This window comes from Streptomyces sp. NPDC048424, assembly GCF_040651555.1.
GTDB lineage: Bacteria > Actinomycetota > Actinomycetes > Streptomycetales > Streptomycetaceae > Streptomyces.
Genome location: NZ_JBEZKE010000003.1, coordinates 146,096 through 165,304, shown reverse-complemented (window position 1 = coordinate 165,304; position 19,209 = coordinate 146,096). Strand labels below are relative to the sequence as shown.

The following is a 19,209-nucleotide window of genomic DNA, read 5'->3' as shown; positions in this document are numbered from 1 at the left end:
TGTGTCCGCTCGTCACGGCGAAGCCAACCACCTCCGGGGCAAGCGCCCAAATCCGGCTCAGACGTGGCAGCGTACGCGGACGAGGAGAGTGTCCCCGGGGAGCGCCTCCAAGTACCCGCTCGTGAAACGTCGGTACGGCTCCGGCAGGGGCGGAGTGTGGGGGCAGGCGCCCGGGCCGTCGCAGGCGCCGTGTACGGGCCCGTCCTCCCCGTACCACCAGCCGTCGAGGGTGAGCACGTGATCGTATGCGGGCTTCCAGGCGGTCTCCTCGGCGACGAACTCCTCCCGGCCGGTCCAGCCGACGGCCCCGGCGGCTCCGTTGTAGAGGAACCCGCCGCCGAGCTCGTATCCCCGGTGCGCGGCCAGCAGCGCCGCCACGCCCTCCCTGTAGGCGACGACCAGCGGCTGGGCGTCGAAGGCCTCTTCCGCCTCCCGCTCCGCGAGGCGCCCGGCCCGGTACTCGTCCGGTGTGCTCCAGGGGCGGTACGAGACCTCGCGGTGCGGCTCGGCCGGCGGGTGGCGGGGGGCCAGCCCGTGCCACAGGTCCCAGGCCGCCCGGGCCAGCCCGGCCGCCTCGGCCCGGATCTCGGCGAAGGCCAGTGCCTCCCGGGGGCCGCCCGCACACCACCCGGGGAGGCTCGGCTCGCGGGTGCCGTCACCGCGCGGGCCGTCGTGCACGACCCGCGGGTCCTCCTCGTACCCCGGCAGCAGCTGGAAGCCTCCACGGTCGGCGCCGCCCCGGATCCACCAGCCGTCCCAGATGTCGAGCTCCTCGCCCCGGCTGTAGTCGATCTCGAAAGGCGACATCGCCTCCGCGACCGCCTCGTCCAGCCTGCTCCGCGCCTCGCCTGGGAGGCACACCACGATCCGCATTCCCGCCATGGGCGCGGCCTCGCAGCCGGCCCGCCTCCCTGACCAGCGAATATCCCGGCCCGCACGATCATGGGAACGTTTGTTCTATTCTCGGGCCAGAGCTACCGAGGGAGGCGCTCATGCGCTGGGACAACCTGACCGAGGGCGCCACCGGGCCCGCCGCGCTCTTCGGGGCCGACGCCGTCGTGACGCGCACCTTCGACACCCCGGAATTCCGCGGGATCACCTTCCACGAAGTGCGGGCCCGCTCGATCGTCAACCGGGTGCCCGGCGCCTCGCGCATGCCGTTCGAATGGACCGTCAACCCGTACCGCGGCTGCAGCCACGCCTGTGTGTACTGCTTCGCCCGCAAGACGCACAGCTACCTCGACCTCGACACCGGACTCGGCTTCGACTCGCAGATCGTCGTCAAGACCAACGCCCCCGAGCTGCTGCGCCGCGAGCTCGGCTCGCCCCGCTGGAGCGGCGCGCACATCGCCATGGGCACCAACGTCGACTGCTACCAGCGCGCCGAGGGCCGCTACCGGCTGATGCCCGGCATCATCGAGGCCCTGCGCGACCACGCCACCCCCTTCTCCATCCTCACCAAGGGCACGCTGATCCTGCGCGACCTCCCGCTCCTCCAGGAGGCCGCCGGGCTCGCCGAGGTCGGGATCTCCGTCTCCGTCGGCTTCACCGACACCGCGCTGTGGCGGACCGTCGAGCCCGGCACGCCCTCCCCCGCCGCCCGGCTGGGCGCGGTACGGACCCTCACGGACGCCGGCATCGAGTGCGGGGTGCTGATGGCCCCGGTGATCCCCTTCCTCGGGGACCGTCCGGAGCAGCTGCGGGCGACCGTCCGCGCCGTCGCCGAGTCCGGGGCGACCTCCGTGACACCCCTGGTACTCCATCTGCGCCCCGGCGCCCGCGAGTGGTTCACGGCCTGGCTCGGCGAGCACCACCCGCACCTCGTGGAGCGGTACGAGCGGATGTACGCGGGCGGCTCGTACGCCCCCACCTGGTACCAGCGCCAGATCACCCGCCAAGTCCACGAACTCGCGGCCGAATTCGGCATCGGGCCGTCCCGGCGCGGCGAGGCCCGCCGGATCGTGACGCCCGAGCGCCCGGCCGAGGAGGTGCCCGCCGGGGTCACCCAGCTCACGCTGCTGTGACCTCGGACGGCCCCTGAAGGCTCATCACATCGGGCCAATAAGCAGCCAAATCCCGCCTTCCAGGCGCGGTTTCCGGGACGATTCCGCCCAGAACCCTCGGCTGGGAGGCCCCATGCTGCACCCCTTGAAGAAGCGCGCCGCTGTCCTGCTGTCGATCGCGACCGCCGCCACCGCCCTCGCGGGCCCGGTCACCGCGGCCCCCGCGGCGGAGCGCGCCGCCGCGCTGCGGTGGACCGGCTGTGCGACCCCGCGCTATCCCACGTTGCAGTGCGCCTCCCTCAAGGTCCCCCTCGACCACGCCCGGCCCGCCGGACGCCAGATCTCCCTCGCGCTGACCCGGGTCCCGCACACCGCCGCCACCTCCCAGGGGCCGCTGCTGGTCAACCCGGGCGGGCCGGGCGGCAGCGGCCGCAGCCTGGCCGGATTCGTCGCCTCCGCCCTCCCCAAGGACGTGGCCGCGCAGTACGACGTGATCGGCTTCGACCCGCGGGGCGTCGGCAAGAGCGAGCCGACCCTCGACTGCGCGGCCGGCCACTTCGCCCCCGTCCGGCCGGACTCCGTACCCGTCGACGAGGCGACCGAGCGGGCCAACCTGGACCGGGTGCGGGCCTTCGCCGAGTCCTGCCAGGCCAAGCACGCGGACGTGCTGCCGTACATCGGCACCGTCGCGGCGGCGCAGGACATCGAGGCGCTGCGCGCCGCCCTCGGCGCGGAGCGGATCAGCTACTTCGGCTACTCCTACGGGACCTACCTGGGCGCGGTGTACGCCAAGCTCCACCCGGGCCGGGTGCACCGGCTCGTCCTGGACTCCGTGGTCGACCCGGGCGGGGTCTGGTACGAGGACAACCTGGCCCAGGACCAGGCCTTCGACACCCGTCACAAGGCGTTCCTGGCCTGGGTGGCCGAGCACGACTCCACCTACGGGCTCGGCACCGACGCGGTGGCGGTCGAGGAGCGCTGGTACGCGATGCGCGGGGCGCTGCGGGAGGCTCCGGCGGGCGGCAAGGTGGGCGCGTCCGAGCTGGAGGACACCTTCATGCCGGGCGGCTACTTCAACGGCTACTGGCCGAACCTGGCCGAGGCCTTCGCCGCGTACGCCGTGAAGCAGGACCCGAAGCCGCTGGTGGCGGCGTACGAGCGGTTCGGCGCGGTGGAGCCCTCGGCGGGCAACGGCTACAGCGTCTACACGGCGGTGCAGTGCCGGGACTCGGCCTGGCCGCGGGACTGGAACCAGTGGCGCGCGGACATGTGGCGTACGCACGCCGCGGCACCGTTCATGACCTGGAACAACGCCTGGTACAACGCCCCGTGCGCGTTCTGGCCGACGGAGCCGCTGCAGGCCCCGGACGTGACCAACGCGGACCTGCCGCCCGCCCTCCTCCTCCAGGCGACGGAGGACGCGGCGACCCCGTTCGCGGGTGCGCTCAGCATGCGGGACAAGCTGAAGGGCTCGGCCCTGGTCGTCGAGGAGGGCGGCGGCAACCACGGCATCGCGCTCAGCGGCAACAAGTGCCTGGACGAGAAGGTGTCGGCGTACCTGCGGACGGGGCAGGCCGCGGACGCCACCTGCGCCGCCCAGGCGGCCCCGAAGCCTGCCGCGGCGACGCGTGCGGTCGCGCCCTCGGCGGGCGGTGCGGCCCTGCACGGCCTGCTCGGCTTCCGGGGCTGATCAGGCGAGCGCGCGCAGTGCGGCCGTCGCCGCCACGGCGAGGCGGGGGTGGGACTGGGCGCGGGTGAGGAGTTCGCGTGCGCGGGGGTCGGCGAGGGCGCCGAGCCCCTCCACGCAGGCCAGGGCCACCCGCCAGTACGGGTCGTTCGGGGACAGCAGCCGCGACAGGGTGGTCAGCAGGGCCGGTACGGACTCGGGGGCGCGCAGGGCGGTGAGCAGCCGGACGGGCTGGAGCGCGTAGGCCGTGCGCAGCCCGTTGGTGGCGAGGGCCGCCGCCGCGCGGGCGGTGCGCGGGTCGTCCAGGACGGCCAGCGCCTCGGCGGCGGCCGCGCAGCGGGGCGGGTCCCGGTGGTTGAGCAGCAGGACGAGGGACTCGAAGGCCCGGCGGTCGCCTGCGAGGCCGAGCCGGTACGCGGCCAGTTCGCGGGCCCACAGGGGCAGTCCGGCGGTGGTCAGGGAGGCCGCCAGGGCGTCGGGGCCGGCCGCGAGCAGGACCTCGTACTCGGGGGACTGCCCCGCCTCCGCCCGCAGGCGCTCCAGCACGTCGTTCACCCGGCCACCCTAGGCCGGGGCGGCGGCCGCCACGCCGGGTTCCGGGAGATCGGCGGAGCCCGGTTGATCGATGATCGATGATCGGTACATTTGGGCGGTACAGGTCACATCTCCGCGCTCTGGCGCACCAGTTACCGACGAGTTACTGTCCTCATAACGCAATACGTACGAGGGCGGCCTGGTGACGCAGCCGCCTCGTGTCGGTCGGTTCGTTCTTCGCACGGCGTGACCCCGGGACAGGGTCGGGCCGGTTCCGCCCCCGGGCTCCCTTCCCTCTGGGTCCTCCCGCCGGGCTCCTCCCCGCGGGCCCTCTCCCTCGGGGTTCCTCACCGCACCGCATGCCGCACGGCATTCCGTACGCCTTCCCGCTCGGGTCTCCGCTCGGGTCTCCGCACGGCTTTCCGTTCGGCACCAGCGCGCGCTGTGCGCCGCGCGCCACTCAGTCGTCACCCTCTTCCACTGGAGTCCCTCGATGGACCGTCAGTCCAGTCACCCCACCCTCCAGACCATCGCCGTCGTCGGCCTCGGCACGATGGGCACCGGCATCGCCGAGGTCCTCGCCCGGGCCGGCCGCGAGGTCATCGGCATCGACGTCAGCGAGAGCGCGGCCCGCCGCGCCGCGGCCGCCCTCGCCTCGGCCACCGCGCGCTCCGTCACCCGGGAGCGCCTCACCGAACAGGAGCGGGCGGACGTGCTCGCCCGCTTCCGCACCTTCACCGACCTGGCCGCGGCCGCCGAGGCCGACCTCGTGATCGAGGTCGTGCCCGAGTCGTACGAGGCCAAGCAGCAGGTGTTCCGCGAGCTCGACGCGATCGTGCGCCCCGACACCATCCTGGCCACGGGCACCAACGCCCTCTCGGTGACCCGGCTCGCCGCCGAGTCCCAGCGCCCCGAGCGCGTGCTGGGCCTGCACTTCTTCAACCCGGCCCCGGCGATGAAGCTGGTCGAGGTCGTCTCGTGCGTCCTGACCGCCCCGCCGGCCGTGGACGCGGTCACCGAGCTGGCGCGCGACCTCGGCAAGGAGCCCGTGGCGGTCGGCGACCGCCCCGGTTTCGTCGCCGACGGCCTGCTCTTCGGCTACCTCAACCAGGCCGCCGCGATGTACGAGGCGAAGTACGCCTCCCGCGAGGACATCGACGCGGCGATGCGGCTCGGCTGCGGTCTGCCCATGGGCCCGCTCGCGCTGCTCGACCTGATCGGCGTGGACACCGCCCGGACCGTCCTGGAGGCCATGTACGCCTCCTCCGGCGACCGGCTGCACGCCCCGGCCCCGATCCTGGGGCAGCTCGCCGAGGCGGGCCTGACCGGGCAGAAGTCGGGCCGCGGGTTCTACACGTACGAGGCGGCCGGCAGCTCCACCGTCGTCCGCGACCTCCAGACCCCGCCGGACGGCTCCCTGCTCGGCAGCGGCCGTCCGGTGACCTCGGTCGGCGTGGCCGGCTCCGGGACCATGGCGAGCGGGATCGCCCAGGTCTTCGCCCAGGCCGGGTACGACGTGGTGCTGGCGGCCCGCAGCCAGGAGAAGGCGGACGCGGCGAAGGCCGCCATCGGCAAGTCCTTGGGCCGTGCGGTGTCCAAGGGCCGGCTGACGCAGGAGGCCGCGGACCGGACCCTGGACCGGATCGCCCCGGCCGGTTCCCTGGACGCCTTCGCCGAGGTGGACCTGGCCGTGGAGGCCGTCGCCGAGGACCTGGCGGTCAAGCAGGAGCTGTTCGCCACCCTGGACAAGGTCTGCAAGCCGGGTGCGGTGCTGGCCACCACCACCTCCTCGCTGCCGGTGATCGCGGTGGCCCGCGTGACCTCGCGCCCGCAGGACGTGATCGGCATGCACTTCTTCAACCCGGCGCCGGCCATGAAGCTGGTCGAGGTGGTCCGGACCGTCCTGACCGCCGACGACGTGCACGCCACGGTCCGCGAGATCTGCGTCAAGGTGCGCAAGCACCCGGTGGACTGCGGGGACCGGGCCGGCTTCATCGTGAACGCGCTGCTGTTCCCGTACCTCAACAACGCGATCAAGATGGTCGAGCAGCACTACGCCGGCATCGACGAGATCGACGCCGCGATGAAGCTGGGCGGCGGCTACCCGATGGGGCCGTTCGAGCTCCTCGACGTGGTCGGCCTCGACGTCTCGCTGGCCATCGAGAAGGTCCTCCACAAGGAGTTCCGCGACCCCGGCCTGGCCCCGTCCCCGCTGCTGGAGCACCTGGTGGCGGCGGGCTGCCTGGGCCGGAAGACCGGCCGCGGATTCCGTGAGTACGCCCGCCGGTAACCGGTCGGGCCACGAGCCGGATGCGTGGGGAGGGCTGCTCGGGTCCGCCGGACCCTCACGGCGGACTGACCCTCCCGAGCCCAGTGCGGGCTCTCCCCCGCATCCACCCCTCTCCCACCCCCCGCAGGCGCGCTCCCCTGCGCGAATGAAGTACTTTCGCTCTATGTCCCAGCCCGCCAAGACCTCGCCCCGCGCCGCCACGGCCTCCGACGCCCCGGAGAGCCCGGCCGGCACCAAGGCGGCCGCACAGCGGCTCAAGATGCGCCGCGAGCTCGCCGCCGCGGCCATGGAGCTGTTCGCGACCAAGGGGTACGAGGCGACGACGGTCGACGAGATCGCCGCGACCGCCGGGGTGGCGCGCCGGACCTTCTTCCGGCACTTCCGGTCCAAGGAAGAGGCGATCTTCCCGGACCACGACGACACCCTGACCCGAGCCGAGGCCGTCCTCGACGTGGCGCCGGCGCACGAGCACCCGCTCGACACGGTGTGCCGCGGGATCAAGGAAGTCATGAAGATGTACGCCGCCTCGCCCGCGGTGTCGGTGGAGCGCTACCGGCTGACCCGCGAGGTGCCCGCGCTGCGGGAGCGGGAGATCGCCTCCGTGGCCCGGTACGAGCGGCTGTTCACCCGCTACCTGCTGGCCCACTTCGACGAGCACGACCACCACGACGGCAACGACGATCCGCTGCTGGCCGAGGTGGCCGCCTCGGCGGTGGTCACCGCCCACAACCACGTGCTGCGGCGCTGGCTGCGGGCGGGCGGCCAGGGGGACGTGGAGGCGCAGCTGGACCACGCCTTCTCGATCGTCCGCAAGACCTTCGGGACGGGGATCGGGGCGGGCCGCACCCTGGGCACCGCGCCGGCCGCGCCCGCGGCGGTCCGTACGGAGGGCGAGGTACTGGTCGCGGTGGCCCGCACGGACGCCCCGCTGGACGAGGTCATGCGCACCATCGAAGAGGCGCTGCGCAACAAGTAGCGACACCTGTGGAGACTGTGGTCACACCGGCCGCCCCCGTTTCGGGGGCGGCCGCTTTTTTGTGTCCGGCGTATGTCCGGCTTGCCCCTACTCGCCGGTAACTCTGATCGATCATCGCTCATCGGTGCAGGTCAATCGGCAAATGAGAGAAAGTTTTGGCACGCGGTGCCTTGCCGGGTGACACGGGGTGCCATACGTTGAATCTCGTCCGGATGTCCCCGCGACCCGTGCCCACACCGCACGGAACGCGCCCCGGATGCCTGCGTCACCAGGCCCCGCACGCCCCCCACCACGGGCGTCGCCCAGCACCACCGCACCAGCCGGACCGACGGCACACACCACGCACCACGCACCCCGATTACCTCAAGCGCACCCTCATCAGCGCTACGCCGGAGGCTCTACCGTGAAGGACATCCTGGACGCGATTCAGTCGCAGTCCGCCACCGCCGCAGACTTCGCAGCCCTGCCGCTGCCCGACTCGTACCGTGCGATCACCGTGCACAAGGACGAGGCGGAGATGTTCGCGGGGCTGACGACGCGCGAGAAGGACCCGCGCAAGTCCCTTCACCTGGACAACGTCCCGGTGCCGGAACTGGGCCCGGGCGAGGCCCTCGTGGCCGTCATGGCCTCGTCGGTCAACTACAACTCCGTGTGGACCTCGATCTTCGAGCCGGTGTCCACCTTCAGCTTCCTGGAGCGCTACGGGCGCCTGTCGGAGCTCACCAAGCGCCACGACCTGCCGTACCACGTCATCGGCTCCGACCTCGCGGGCGTCGTGCTGCGCACCGGCCCCGGCGTCAACGCCTGGAAGCCGGGCGACGAGGTCGTCGCGCACTGCCTGTCGGTCGAGCTGGAGTCCTCCGACGGCCACAACGACACGATGCTCGACCCCGAGCAGCGCATCTGGGGCTTCGAGACGAACTTCGGCGGCCTGGCGGAGATCGCCCTGGTCAAGTCGAACCAGCTGATGCCCAAGCCGGACCACCTCAGCTGGGAGGAGGCCGCCTCCCCCGGTCTGGTCAACTCCACCGCCTACCGCCAGCTGGTCTCCCGCAACGGCGCCGGCATGAAGCAGGGCGACAACGTCCTGATCTGGGGCGCGAGCGGCGGGCTCGGCTCGTACGCCACCCAGTTCGCCCTCGCCGGCGGCGCCAACCCGATCTGCGTCGTCTCCTCCCCCGAGAAGGCCGACATCTGCCGGGCGATGGGCGCCACCGCGGTCATCGACCGCAACGCCGAGGGCTACAAGTTCTGGAAGGACGAGCACACCCAGGACCCGAAGGAGTGGAAGCGCTTCGGCAAGCGCATCCGCGAGCTGACCGGCGGCGAGGACATCGACATCGTCTTCGAGCACCCCGGCCGCGAGACCTTCGGCGCCTCGGTCTACGTCACCCGCAAGGGCGGCACCATCACCACCTGCGCCTCGACCTCCGGCTACATGCACCAGTACGACAACCGCTACCTGTGGATGTCGCTCAAGCGGATCGTCGGCTCGCACTTCGCGAACTACCGCGAGGCGTGGGAGGCCAACCGCCTGGTCGCCAAGGGCAAGATCCACCCCACCCTGTCGAAGGTCTACTCCCTGGAGGAGACCGGCCAGGCCGCCTACGACGTCCACCGCAACCTCCACCAGGGCAAGGTCGGCGTCCTCGCCCTCGCCCCCGAAGAGGGCCTCGGCGTCCGCGACCACGAGATGCGCGCCCGGCACCTCGACGCGATCAACCGCTTCCGCAACGTCTGAGTCGGCTCAAAGGCCATAAGGATCGCCTGAGATGACAGAGCGCCAGAAGGACCGTCCGTGGCTCATGCGGACGTACGCCGGCCACTCCACGGCCGAGGCGTCCAACGAGCTGTACCGCCGCAACCTCGCCAAGGGACAGACGGGTCTGTCGGTCGCCTTCGACCTGCCGACCCAGACCGGCTACGACCCCGACCACATCCTCGCCCGCGGCGAGGTGGGCCGGGTCGGGGTCCCGGTCTCCCATCTGGGCGACATGCGGCGGCTGTTCCAGGACATCCCCCTGGAGCAGATGAACACCTCGATGACGATCAACGCCACCGCCATGTGGCTGCTGGCGCTCTACCAGGTGGCCGCCGAGGAGCAGGGAGCGGACGTCTCCCTGCTCCAGGGCACCACCCAGAACGACATCGTCAAGGAATACCTCTCGCGCGGGACGCACGTCTTCCCGCCGGGGCCGTCCCTGCGGCTGACGACGGACATGATCGCGTACACGGTCAACCACATCCCCAAGTGGAACCCGATCAACATCTGCTCGTACCACCTCCAGGAGGCCGGGGCCACCCCGGTCCAGGAGATCTCGTACGCCATGTCCACGGCGATCGCGGTCCTCGACTCGGTGCGCGACTCGGGCCAGGTGCCCGAGGAGCGCTTCGGCGAGGTCGTCGCCCGCATCTCCTTCTTCGTGAACGCGGGCGTCCGCTTCGTCGAGGAGATGTGCAAGATGCGCGCCTTCGGCCGCATCTGGGACAAGGTCACCCATGAGCGGTACGGCATCGAGAACGCCAAGCAGCGGCGCTTCCGGTACGGCGTCCAGGTCAACTCGCTCGGTCTGACCGAGGCGCAGCCGGAGAACAACGTCCAGCGCATCGTGCTGGAGATGCTCGCGGTCACCCTCTCCAAGGACGCCCGCGCCCGCGCCGTGCAGCTGCCCGCCTGGAACGAGGCGCTGGGCCTGCCCCGGCCCTGGGACCAGCAGTGGTCGCTGCGCATCCAGCAGGTCCTCGCCCACGAGAGCGACCTGCTGGAGTACGAGGACATCTTCGCCGGATCCCACGTCATCGAGGCCAAAGTCGACTCCCTGGTCGCCGACTGCCTGGCCGAGATCGACCGGATCCAGGAGATGGGCGGCGCCATGGCCGCCGTCGAGTCCGGGTACCTCAAGGGCGAGCTGGTCTCCTCGCACGCCGAACGGCGGGCGCGGATCGAGGCCGGCGAGGACAAGATCGTCGGTGTCAACTGTTTCCAGCAGACCGAGGAGAACCCGCTCACGGCCGACCTGGACGGCGCCATCATGACGGTCGACCCGGCAGTGGAGGCGCTCACCGTCGAGCGCATCGTCCGCTGGCGGGCCGAGCGTCAGGAGTCCTCGGACCGGCAGGGGAACGGCGATCCCTTCGTCTTCCCCACCACCCAGCAGGCACTGGAGCGCCTCAAGGAGGCCGCCGCCGGCACCGAGAACCTGATGGAGGCCACCCTGGAGTGCGCCCGGGCCGGTGTCACCACGGGCGAGTGGTCGAGCGCCCTGCGCGAGGTGTTCGGCGAGTTCCGCGCCCCGACCGGGGTCTCCTCGGCCCCCGTCGCGGTCACCGCCGAGCCCGGCACCCCGATGCACGAGGTCCGCGAGAAGGTGGCCCGTACGGCCGACGAGCTCGGCTCGGGCCGGCTGCGCCTGCTGGTCGGCAAGCCGGGTCTGGACGGGCACTCCAACGGCGCCGAGCAGATCGCCGTCCGGGCCCGCGACGCGGGCTTCGAGGTGGTCTACCAGGGCATCAGGCTGACCCCGGAGGAGATCTCCTCCGCGGCGCTGGCCGAGGACGTGCACTGCGTGGGACTGTCCATCCTGTCCGGGTCGCACAGCGCTCTCGTCCCGGACGTCCTGGAACGGCTCCGGCTGGCGGGGGCGGGTGACATCCCCGTCATCGTCGGCGGCATCATTCCGAACGCGGACGCCGTGACGCTCAAGGCGGCCGGTGTGGCCGCGGTCTTCACGCCGAAGGACTTCGGCATCACGGAGATCATCGGCCGTATCGTCGACGAGATCCGCAAAGCGAACAAGCTCGACCCTCTCGAAATCGTTGCAAGCACGGAGGTCCCCGCATGACCACGCCTGTCCACCCGGTGAACCGTCTCCGCCCGCGCCGCTCCTGCCTCGCGGTGCCCGGTTCGAACCCGCGGTTCCTCGAGAAGGCCCAGGGCCTGCCGGCCGACCAGGTCTTCCTGGACCTGGAGGACGCCTGCGCGCCGCTCGCCAAGGAAGGCGCCCGCCACACGATCGTGGACGCGCTGAACAACGGCGACTGGACGGGCAAGACCCGCGTCGTGCGCGTCAACGACTGGACCACGCACTGGACGTACCGCGACGTCATCACGGTGGTCGAGGGCGCCGGCCAGAACCTCGACTGCATCATGCTGCCGAAGGTGCAGGACGCCCAGCAGGTCGTGGCCCTGGACCTGCTGCTGACGCAGATCGAGAAGACCATGGGCTTCGAGGTCGGCAAGATCGGCATCGAGGCGCAGATCGAGAACGCCAAGGGCCTGGTGAACGTCGACGAGATCGCCGCCGCCTCGCCCCGGCTGGAGACCATCATCTTCGGCCCGGCCGACTTCATGGCCTCCATCAACATGAAGTCGCTGGTCGTGGGCATGCAGCCGCCCGGCTACGGCGCGGACGCCTACCACTACATCCTGATGCGGATCCTGATGGCGGCCCGCATGCACAACCTGCAGGCGATCGACGGCCCCTTCCTCCAGATCCGTGACGTGGACGCCTACCGCGAGGTGGCCGGCCGGGCCGCGGCGCTGGGCTTCGACGGCAAGTGGGTGCTGCACCCCGGTCAGGTCGACGCGGCGAACGAGGTCTTCTCCCCCTCGCAGGAGGACTACGACCACGCCGAGCTGATCCTCGACGCGTACGACTGGTGCACCTCGGAGGCCGGCGGCAAGAAGGGCTCCGCGATGCTCGGCGACGAGATGATCGACGAGGCCAGCCGCAAGATGGCCCTGGTCATCGCGGGCAAGGGCCGCGCCGCCGGTATGCAGCGGACCAGCAAGTTCGAGATCCCGGAGGCCTGAGCACCATGCAGTTCGGACGCACCTACGAAGAGTTCGAGGTCGGGGCGGTCTACAAGCACTGGCCCGGAAAGACCGTCACCGAGTACGACGATCATCTCTTCTGTCTGCTGACCATGAATCACCACCCGCTCCACATGGACAGCAATTACGCCGAGAACACCACCGACTTCGGCAAGAACGTGGTCGTGGGCAACTACATCTACTCGCTGCTGCTCGGCATGTCCGTGCCGGACGTCTCCGGGAAGGCCATCGCCAACCTGGAGATCGAGTCCCTGCGGCACGTGGCGCCGACCTTCCACGGCGACACCATCTACGGCGAGACCACGGTCCTCGACAAGACCCCGTCGAAGTCGAAGAACGACCGCGGCATCGTCTACGTCGAGACCAAGGGCTACAAGCAGGACGGCACCCTCGTCTGCGTCTTCCGGCGCAAGGTGATGGTCCCGACCGAGACGTACATCAAGGAGCGCGGCGGCGAGCAGCCCGGCCGCCCCACGCTGAAGGAACAGGGGAAGTAGCCATGGCCCGACTCGCCCAGACCGCCGGGCTCACGGACGTCCAGCGGGAGATCCTGAAGACCGTCCGCGAGTTCGTCGACAAGGAGATCATCCCGGTCGCGACCGAGCTGGAGCACCGCGACGAGTACCCGCAGCAGATCGTCGACGGTCTCAAGGAGCTCGGCCTCTTCGGGCTGATGATCCCGGAGGAGTACGGCGGCCTGGGTGAGTCGCTTCTCACGTACGCCCTGTGCGTCGAGGAGATCGCGCGGGGCTGGATGTCCGTCTCGGGCATCATCAACACCCACTTCATCGTGGCGTACATGCTCAAGCAGCACGGCACCCAGGAGCAGAAGGACCACTTCCTCCCGCGGATGGCGCTGGGCGAGGTGCGCGGCGCGTTCTCGATGTCCGAGCCGGCGCTGGGCTCCGATGTGTCGGCCATCTCCTCGAAGGCGGTGAAGGACGGCGACGAGTACGTCCTGAACGGCCAGAAGATGTGGCTGACGAACGGCGGCAGCTCCACCCTGGTGGCCGTTCTCGTCCGAAGTGACGAAGGCCACCCCGAGGGCACGGCGCCCCACAAGTCGATGACGACCTTCCTCGTCGAGAAGGAGCCGGGCTTCGGTGAGGTCCGTCCCGGTCTGACCATCCCGGGCAAGATCGACAAGATGGGCTACAAGGGCGTCGACACGACCGAGCTCATCATGGACGGACTACGCATTCCGGCCAATCGGGTCCTCGGAGGCCAGACGGGCCGAGGGTTTTACCAAATGATGGACGGGGTCGAGGTCGGCCGCGTGAACGTGGCGGCGCGTGGCTGTGGCGTCGCTCAGCGTGCTTTCGAGCTGGGTGTCTCTTATGCCCAGCAACGTCACACTTTCGGCAAGGCGATCGCCGAACACCAGGCCATTCAGTTCAAGCTGGCCGAGATGGCTACCAAGGTCGAAGCCGCCCATGCGATGATGGTCAATGCAGCACGCAAAAAGGACTCTGGGGAACGAAACGACCTCGAAGCAGGGATGGCGAAGTACCTCGCCTCCGAGTACTGCAAGGAGGTGGTCGAGGACGCCTTCCGCATTCACGGCGGATACGGGTTCTCGAAGGAGTACGAGATCGAGCGTCTCTACCGGGAAGCTCCGATGCTGCTGATCGGTGAAGGTACCGCCGAGATCCAGAAAATGATCATCGGGCGACGCCTGCTCGAGGAGTACCGACTCCAGGGCTGAAAGTCCCTTTTGCGGCGAATCATCCATGGGTTCGTCGCGAAAGGGTCACTGCCAGTCACTGGCCGACGGTCATCGACTCGGCTTCTGGCTTGCCCAGTTGTTGCGTGCAACCGATAGCATTCCAGTAAAGCCGCCGTCCCGTCCCCCTGTTTGCGGCGCGGCAATCACCCGCTACGAAGGTCATCCATGCCCCACAGCCAAACCTCTGCACCTCGCGACAGCCTCCTTGGCGTACGCCTCGCGCGCGGAGCATCGCCGTGGCTTCTGCCGACCGTCGCCACCGCGGCGCTCAGCCTCACCCGGGCGCGCAAGTCCGGGCGCTGGGCCGCGGCGGCCGTGCCCGCCACCGCGCTCGCCGCGGGCATGCTGTGGTTCTTCCGCGACCCCGAGCGTGAGATCGCTCAGGGCCGTGTCATCTCCCCCGCCGACGGTGTGGTGCAGAGCATCATGCCGTGGAAGGACGGACGGACCCGGGTCGCGATCTTCATGAGCCCGCTGAACGTCCACGTCAACCGCGCGCCCCTCGCGGGCACGGTGACGTCCGTGGAGCACATCCCCGGCGGATTCGTCCCGGCGTTCAACAAGGAGAGCGAGAACAACGAGCGCGTTGTCTGGCACTTCGACACCGAGCTCGGCGACATCGAGATGGTGCAGATCGCCGGCGCCGTCGCCCGTCGCATCGTCCCGTACCTGCCGGCCGGCACCAAGGTGGAGCAGGGCGAACGCATCGGTCTGATCCGCTTCGGGTCCCGCGTTGACATCTACCTCCCCGAGGGTGTCGAGGTCGCGGTCGAGGTCGGTCAGGCCACCACCGCGGGGGTGACACGAATTGACCGTGACTGACCCTGAGACTCCGGCCGCCGGCTGGGTGCCCGAGCCCGCCGAGGAGGAGTCCGCCGAGGACGACATGCCGCTCTCGCTGCGGCTGTCGATAGCGGACACCCTCACGCTCGGCAACGCGACGTGCGGATTCATGGCGGTGTACTTCACCACCACCGGGATCCTCATTCCGCACCTCACCGGCAGTGGCGAGTCGGGCATGGCCCGCAACAGCGCCGCGACGGCAGTGATACTGATGCTGCTCGCCGCGGTCTTCGACCTCTTCGACGGCATCGTGGCCCGCAAGCTGCGCAGCTCGCCGATGGGTGCCGAGCTGGACAACCTGTCCGACCTGATCAGCTTCGGTCTGGCTCCGGCCTACTTCGTGCTCGTCTACGGCATGGTCGCCGTGGACGCGCACCAGAAGATGTCGGCGCTGGCCGCGATCGTGGTGCTGCTCGCCGTGGTGCTGCGACTCGCGAGATTCAGCTGCGTGACGATGAAGGACGGCATGTTCCAGGGCATGCCGAGCCCCTTCGGCGCGCTGACGGTCGTCTCGATCGTGCTGCTGGAGCTGCCGTTCGTCCCGACCCTGCTGGCGATCATCGGGGTGGCCTGGCTGATGGTGAGCCGGGTCGAGTACCCGAAGCCGCGGGGCGTGCTCGCCGTGGCGATGCTGTGCTGGATCATCGGCGCGATGGGTCTGCTGGCGGCCTGGGCGTTCGACGCCCCGGGCGGTCAGCTGCTGCTCCAGACCGGCTGCGCCCTGCAGATCGCGATGGCGGCGACCATTCCGCTGTTCGCGACGACCCGCCGGGCGAACACGTTCCGGCACAACAGGCGCGAAGCCCGAGCCGCGACGCTGCGCTGAGCTCAGCTGTGACAGAGGGCCCCGGATGCCATCGGCATCCGGGGCCCTCTGTCGTTTCCCGGGGGCCGGGGTCGACGGCGCGTTGCCGGGGGCCGGGGGCGACGGCGGGGCGGGGAGTGTCCGGGGTAGGCATGATTTATGGCCCCCGAGCCACATGCCTCAGCACTCGGGATACGGGCCAACAAATCACGTTTGACACCCCGGACACTCCCCGCCCCGCCGCCGCCCCCTCCCGTCGTCCCGGCACCGGTACACGCGCCTGAGGGCGGGGGCGGGTCCGGTGGTGGGGCGGGGGTCGTCCGGGGTGTAAAACGTGATTTGTTAGCCCGGACCGCGGAGCGCGTTGCCGGTCTGCCCGTGGGGCCATAAATCATGCCTACCCCGGACGGCCCCCGCCCCGCCGCCGGACCCGGCCCCGCCCGGCCCCCATCCGAGCCCCGGCCCCGGCGTAGCCTTGATGTCGGAAAACCGCCAGCCGCAGGCGACCGCGCCCCGGATCCTGGAGCCATGCACACCGATACCGAACGTTGCGTGAGGGCCGTGCAGTCGAAGGACGCCCGCTTCGACGGCTGGTTCTTCACCGCCGTGCTGACCACCCGCATCTACTGCCGGCCCAGCTGTCCCGCAGTGCCGCCGAAGGTCGAGAACATGACCTTCCTGCCCAGCGCCGCCGCCTGCCAGCAGGCCGGGTTCCGGGCGTGCAAGCGGTGCCGGCCCGACACCAGCCCCGGCTCGCCGGAGTGGAACGCACGGGCCGACGCCGTCGCACGCGCGATGCGGCTGATCCAGGACGGGGTCGTCGACCGGGAGGGCGTACCGGGGCTCGCGACGAGGCTCGGGTACTCCACCCGCCAGGTGGAGCGGCAGCTCAACGCCGAGCTCGGGGCCGGCCCGCTCGCCCTGGCGAGGGCCCAGCGCGCGCAGACCGCCCGGCTGCTCATCGAGACCTCCGAGCTGCCCATGGGCGACGTGGCCTTCGCCGCCGGCTTCTCCTCCATCCGCACCTTCAACGACACCGTCCGCGAGGTCTTCGCCCTCTCCCCGAGCGAGCTGCGGGAGCGGGCCGTGAAGGCCGGCCGCCACAAGAACGACCCGCCCCGGATCCCCGGGACCATAAGCCTGCGGCTGCCGTTCCGGGCCCCCCTGAACCCCGACAACCTCTTCGGGCACCTCGCCGCGACCGCCGTCCCCGGCGTCGAGGAGTGGCGCGACGGCGCCTACCGCCGCACCCTGCGCCTCCCCCACGGCACCGGGGTCGTCGCCCTGACCCCGCAGCCCGACCACATCGGCTGCCGCCTCGCCCTGACCGATCTGCGCGACCTCACGATCGCCATCAGCCGCTGCCGCTGGATGCTCGACCTGGACGCCGACCCGGAGGCCGTCGACGAGCAGCTGCGCTCCGACCCGCTGCTGACCCCGCTCGTGGACAAGGCCCCCGGGCGCCGGGTCCCCCGTACGGTCGACGCGCAGGAGTTCGCCGTACGGGCGGTCCTGGGCCAGCAGGTCTCCACCGCGGCGGCGCGTACGCACGCGGCCCGGCTGGTGACCGCGCACGGCGAGCGCGTCGAGGACCCCCTGGGCGGGCTGACGCACCTCTTCCCCTCCCCGCAGGCGCTGGCCGCGCTGGACCCGGAGTCCCTGGCGCTGCCGCGCAGCCGCCGCACGACGCTGACCACCCTGGTCGCGGCGCTCGCGGACGGTTCGCTGCCGCTCGGCTTCGACAGCGACTGGGAGGCGGCGCGGGCGCAGCTCGCGGCGCTGCCCGGCTTCGGCCCGTGGACCACCGAGATCATCGCGATGCGGGCGCTCGGCGACCCGGACGCGTTCCTGCCGTCCGATCTGGGGGTGCGGCGGGCGGCGCAGGGGCTCGGGCTGCCGGCCGGCCCCGCCGCGCTGACCGCGCGCGCGGCCGCCTGGCGGCCCTGGCGCGCGTACGCCGTCCAGTACCTGTGGGCCACCGACGCCCACCCGATCAACCACCTGCCCGTCTGAGGAGCACACCATGCGAGACACCGTGATCAGCGGCAAGCAGCACGCCGTCGTCGACAGCCCCTACGGCCCGCTCACCCTGGTCGCCACGGACGGCGTCCTCAGCGGCCTCTACATGACGGAGCAGCGCCACCGGCCGGCCGAGGAGTCCTTCGGGGAGCGGGTCGCCGCGACCGAGGAGCCCTTCCCCGAAGTCGTGCGCCAGCTGGCCGCGTACTTCGCCGGGGAGCGCACCGAGTTCGACCTGCCGCTCCGTCTGGAGGGCACCGATTTCCAACGCAGCGTCTGGGAGCAGCTCGTACGGATCCCGTACGGCGAGACCTGGTCGTACGGGGAGCTCGCGGCCAGGCTGGGCAAGCCGAACGCCTCGCGCGCGGTGGGTCTGGCCAACGGCAAGAACCCGGTCGGCATCATCGTGCCGTGCCACCGGGTGATCGGCGCCTCGGGCGGCATGACCGGCTACGGCGGCGGGCTCGACCGGAAGGTGCGGCTGCTGGCCTTCGAGTCCGGGGAGCCGCTCCAGGACCGGCTGCTCTAGGGGGCGTCCTGCCGCGGTCCTTCCGGTCCCGCTCCGCATGCGCAGTCGTCGCGGCGGGCGTATGAAGGAAGGACCGCTACAAGATCGGAGCCGGGTATGGACGACTACCCACTTCTCAACGTCTTCTGGACGATGCTGTGGCTGTTCCTGTGGATCATGTGGTTCTTCCTGCTCTTCAAGGTCATCACGGACCTGTTCCGTGACCACAGCCTCAGCGGCTGGGCGAAGGCGGGATGGCTCATCTTCGTGCTCCTGCTGCCGTTCCTCGGCGTGTTCGTCTACCTCATCGCCCGCGGGAGGAGCATGGGCGAGCGGGACCTGAAGCAGGCGCAGGACAACGAGGCGGCCTTCCGGGAGTACGTCCAGAAGACGGCGGGCCCCGGCGGCGGTTCGGCGGACGAGCTGCACAAGCTGGCCGCCCTGAAGGACAAGGGCGACATCACCCAGGAGGAGTTCGACCGCGCCAAGGCCAAGCTCCTGGCCTGACCCGCGCTCCCCCTTCCGGGGTCAGACGACGAGGAGCGGGACGAGCAGGGCGAAGGCCGCGCCCGCCTCCACGGCGTAGCTGTAGAGCGAGGGGTGCTGGACGGGGGCGGCGAGCAGGACCACGCTCTGCTGGGCGGCGGCCGCCGCCACCCAGTCGGCGTCGGCCCCCAGGTTGCCCTCGTACCAGCCCTCGCAGGATCCGGGACCGCTGACGGCGAGCAGGTCGTCCTCGCGGCGGTACAGGGCCCGCCATTCGGTGGCGGGCACGGACCAGCCGTCGAAGTCGGTGAACCGGGACCAGCCGCCCTCGCGGATCGCGGTGTCGAACATCCAGACGGGCATCCCCTCCGGGGTCACCTCGCCGGCGGACTGCTGGTCGGTCGTGAAGTGGACCATGGGAAGGGCGTCGGGCCCGTCGGCGGTGCTGGGCCAGGCGTACATCGTGATCATCAGCTGATTCTGTCCTGCTCGCAGTAG

Annotated in this window: 17 protein-coding genes; 14 read left to right on the top strand and 3 right to left on the bottom strand. The window is 70.9% G+C overall.

Annotated elements, in window-relative coordinates:
• Nucleotides 1-57: 57 nt before the first annotated feature.
• On the bottom strand, nucleotides 58-882 hold the full coding sequence (locus AB0D29_RS05565; RefSeq protein WP_362852282.1) for a hypothetical protein: 825 nt from the start codon (nucleotides 880-882) through the stop codon (nucleotides 58-60).
• Nucleotides 883-992: 110 nt separating this feature from the next.
• Here AB0D29_RS05565 and AB0D29_RS05560 point away from each other — a divergent pair, with 110 nt between their 5' ends.
• Entirely contained in the window at nucleotides 993-2,024 is a 1,032-nt protein-coding gene (locus AB0D29_RS05560) for an Rv2578c family radical SAM protein (RefSeq protein WP_362852281.1), read from the top strand.
• Between the two features lie 112 nt (nucleotides 2,025-2,136).
• Nucleotides 2,137-3,693, top strand: coding sequence for an alpha/beta hydrolase (locus AB0D29_RS05555; protein ID WP_362852280.1), 1,557 nt, complete (start codon nucleotides 2,137-2,139; stop codon nucleotides 3,691-3,693).
• Here AB0D29_RS05555 and AB0D29_RS05550 read toward each other — a convergent pair whose 3' ends face one another.
• Nucleotides 3,694-4,245 (bottom strand): adenylosuccinate lyase, encoded by a 552-nt coding sequence (locus AB0D29_RS05550; RefSeq protein WP_362852279.1) that lies wholly within the window; start codon nucleotides 4,243-4,245, stop codon nucleotides 3,694-3,696. It abuts the gene before it with no gap.
• Nucleotides 4,246-4,717: 472 nt separating this feature from the next.
• Here AB0D29_RS05550 and AB0D29_RS05545 point away from each other — a divergent pair, with 472 nt between their 5' ends.
• From AB0D29_RS05545 to AB0D29_RS05490, 12 genes are all read left to right on the top strand, one after another.
• Entirely contained in the window at nucleotides 4,718-6,514 is a 1,797-nt protein-coding gene (locus AB0D29_RS05545) for a 3-hydroxybutyryl-CoA dehydrogenase (protein WP_362852278.1), read from the top strand.
• A 163-nt stretch (nucleotides 6,515-6,677) separates the two neighbouring features.
• Nucleotides 6,678-7,490 (top strand): TetR family transcriptional regulator, encoded by an 813-nt coding sequence (locus AB0D29_RS05540; RefSeq protein ID WP_362852277.1) that lies wholly within the window; start codon nucleotides 6,678-6,680, stop codon nucleotides 7,488-7,490.
• Nucleotides 7,491-7,893: 403 nt separating this feature from the next.
• On the top strand, nucleotides 7,894-9,231 hold the full coding sequence (gene ccrA, locus AB0D29_RS05535; RefSeq protein WP_362852276.1) for a crotonyl-CoA carboxylase/reductase: 1,338 nt from the start codon (nucleotides 7,894-7,896) through the stop codon (nucleotides 9,229-9,231).
• Between the two features lie 31 nt (nucleotides 9,232-9,262).
• On the top strand, nucleotides 9,263-11,332 hold the full coding sequence (locus AB0D29_RS05530; RefSeq protein WP_362852275.1) for a protein meaA: 2,070 nt from the start codon (nucleotides 9,263-9,265) through the stop codon (nucleotides 11,330-11,332).
• Entirely contained in the window at nucleotides 11,329-12,303 is a 975-nt protein-coding gene (locus AB0D29_RS05525; protein ID WP_249768874.1) for a CoA ester lyase, read from the top strand. Before AB0D29_RS05530 ends, AB0D29_RS05525 begins: the two co-directional genes overlap by 4 nt.
• 5 nt (nucleotides 12,304-12,308) lie before the next feature.
• Nucleotides 12,309-12,821, top strand: a complete 513-nt coding sequence (locus AB0D29_RS05520; protein WP_030010163.1) for a MaoC family dehydratase — start codon at nucleotides 12,309-12,311, stop codon at nucleotides 12,819-12,821.
• Between the two features lie 2 nt (nucleotides 12,822-12,823).
• Nucleotides 12,824-14,029, top strand: coding sequence for an acyl-CoA dehydrogenase family protein (locus AB0D29_RS05515; RefSeq protein ID WP_030027413.1), 1,206 nt, complete (start codon nucleotides 12,824-12,826; stop codon nucleotides 14,027-14,029).
• A 186-nt stretch (nucleotides 14,030-14,215) separates the two neighbouring features.
• The gene (locus AB0D29_RS05510) at nucleotides 14,216-14,872 is read left to right on the top strand and encodes a phosphatidylserine decarboxylase (protein ID WP_030010161.1); all 657 of its coding nucleotides are present in this window, start codon (nucleotides 14,216-14,218) and stop codon (nucleotides 14,870-14,872) included.
• On the top strand, nucleotides 14,859-15,719 hold the full coding sequence (pssA, locus tag AB0D29_RS05505; RefSeq protein ID WP_362852274.1) for a CDP-diacylglycerol--serine O-phosphatidyltransferase: 861 nt from the start codon (nucleotides 14,859-14,861) through the stop codon (nucleotides 15,717-15,719). Before AB0D29_RS05510 ends, pssA begins: the two co-directional genes overlap by 14 nt.
• A gap of 507 nt (nucleotides 15,720-16,226) precedes the next feature.
• Complete coding sequence (locus tag AB0D29_RS05500; protein ID WP_351585426.1) at nucleotides 16,227-17,711, top strand: AlkA N-terminal domain-containing protein; 1,485 nt, start codon at nucleotides 16,227-16,229, stop codon at nucleotides 17,709-17,711.
• A 10-nt stretch (nucleotides 17,712-17,721) separates the two neighbouring features.
• Nucleotides 17,722-18,246, top strand: a complete 525-nt coding sequence (locus AB0D29_RS05495; RefSeq protein WP_362852273.1) for a methylated-DNA--[protein]-cysteine S-methyltransferase — start codon at nucleotides 17,722-17,724, stop codon at nucleotides 18,244-18,246.
• A gap of 96 nt (nucleotides 18,247-18,342) precedes the next feature.
• Entirely contained in the window at nucleotides 18,343-18,732 is a 390-nt protein-coding gene (locus AB0D29_RS05490; protein ID WP_362852272.1) for an SHOCT domain-containing protein, read from the top strand.
• Between the two features lie 21 nt (nucleotides 18,733-18,753).
• On the opposite strand, the gene AB0D29_RS05485 is transcribed toward AB0D29_RS05490, so the two are convergent.
• Nucleotides 18,754-19,182: a hypothetical protein gene (locus AB0D29_RS05485; protein WP_362805526.1), complete on the bottom strand. Its 429-nt coding sequence runs from the start codon at nucleotides 19,180-19,182 to the stop codon at nucleotides 18,754-18,756.
• Between the last annotated feature and the right edge of the window lie 27 nt (nucleotides 19,183-19,209).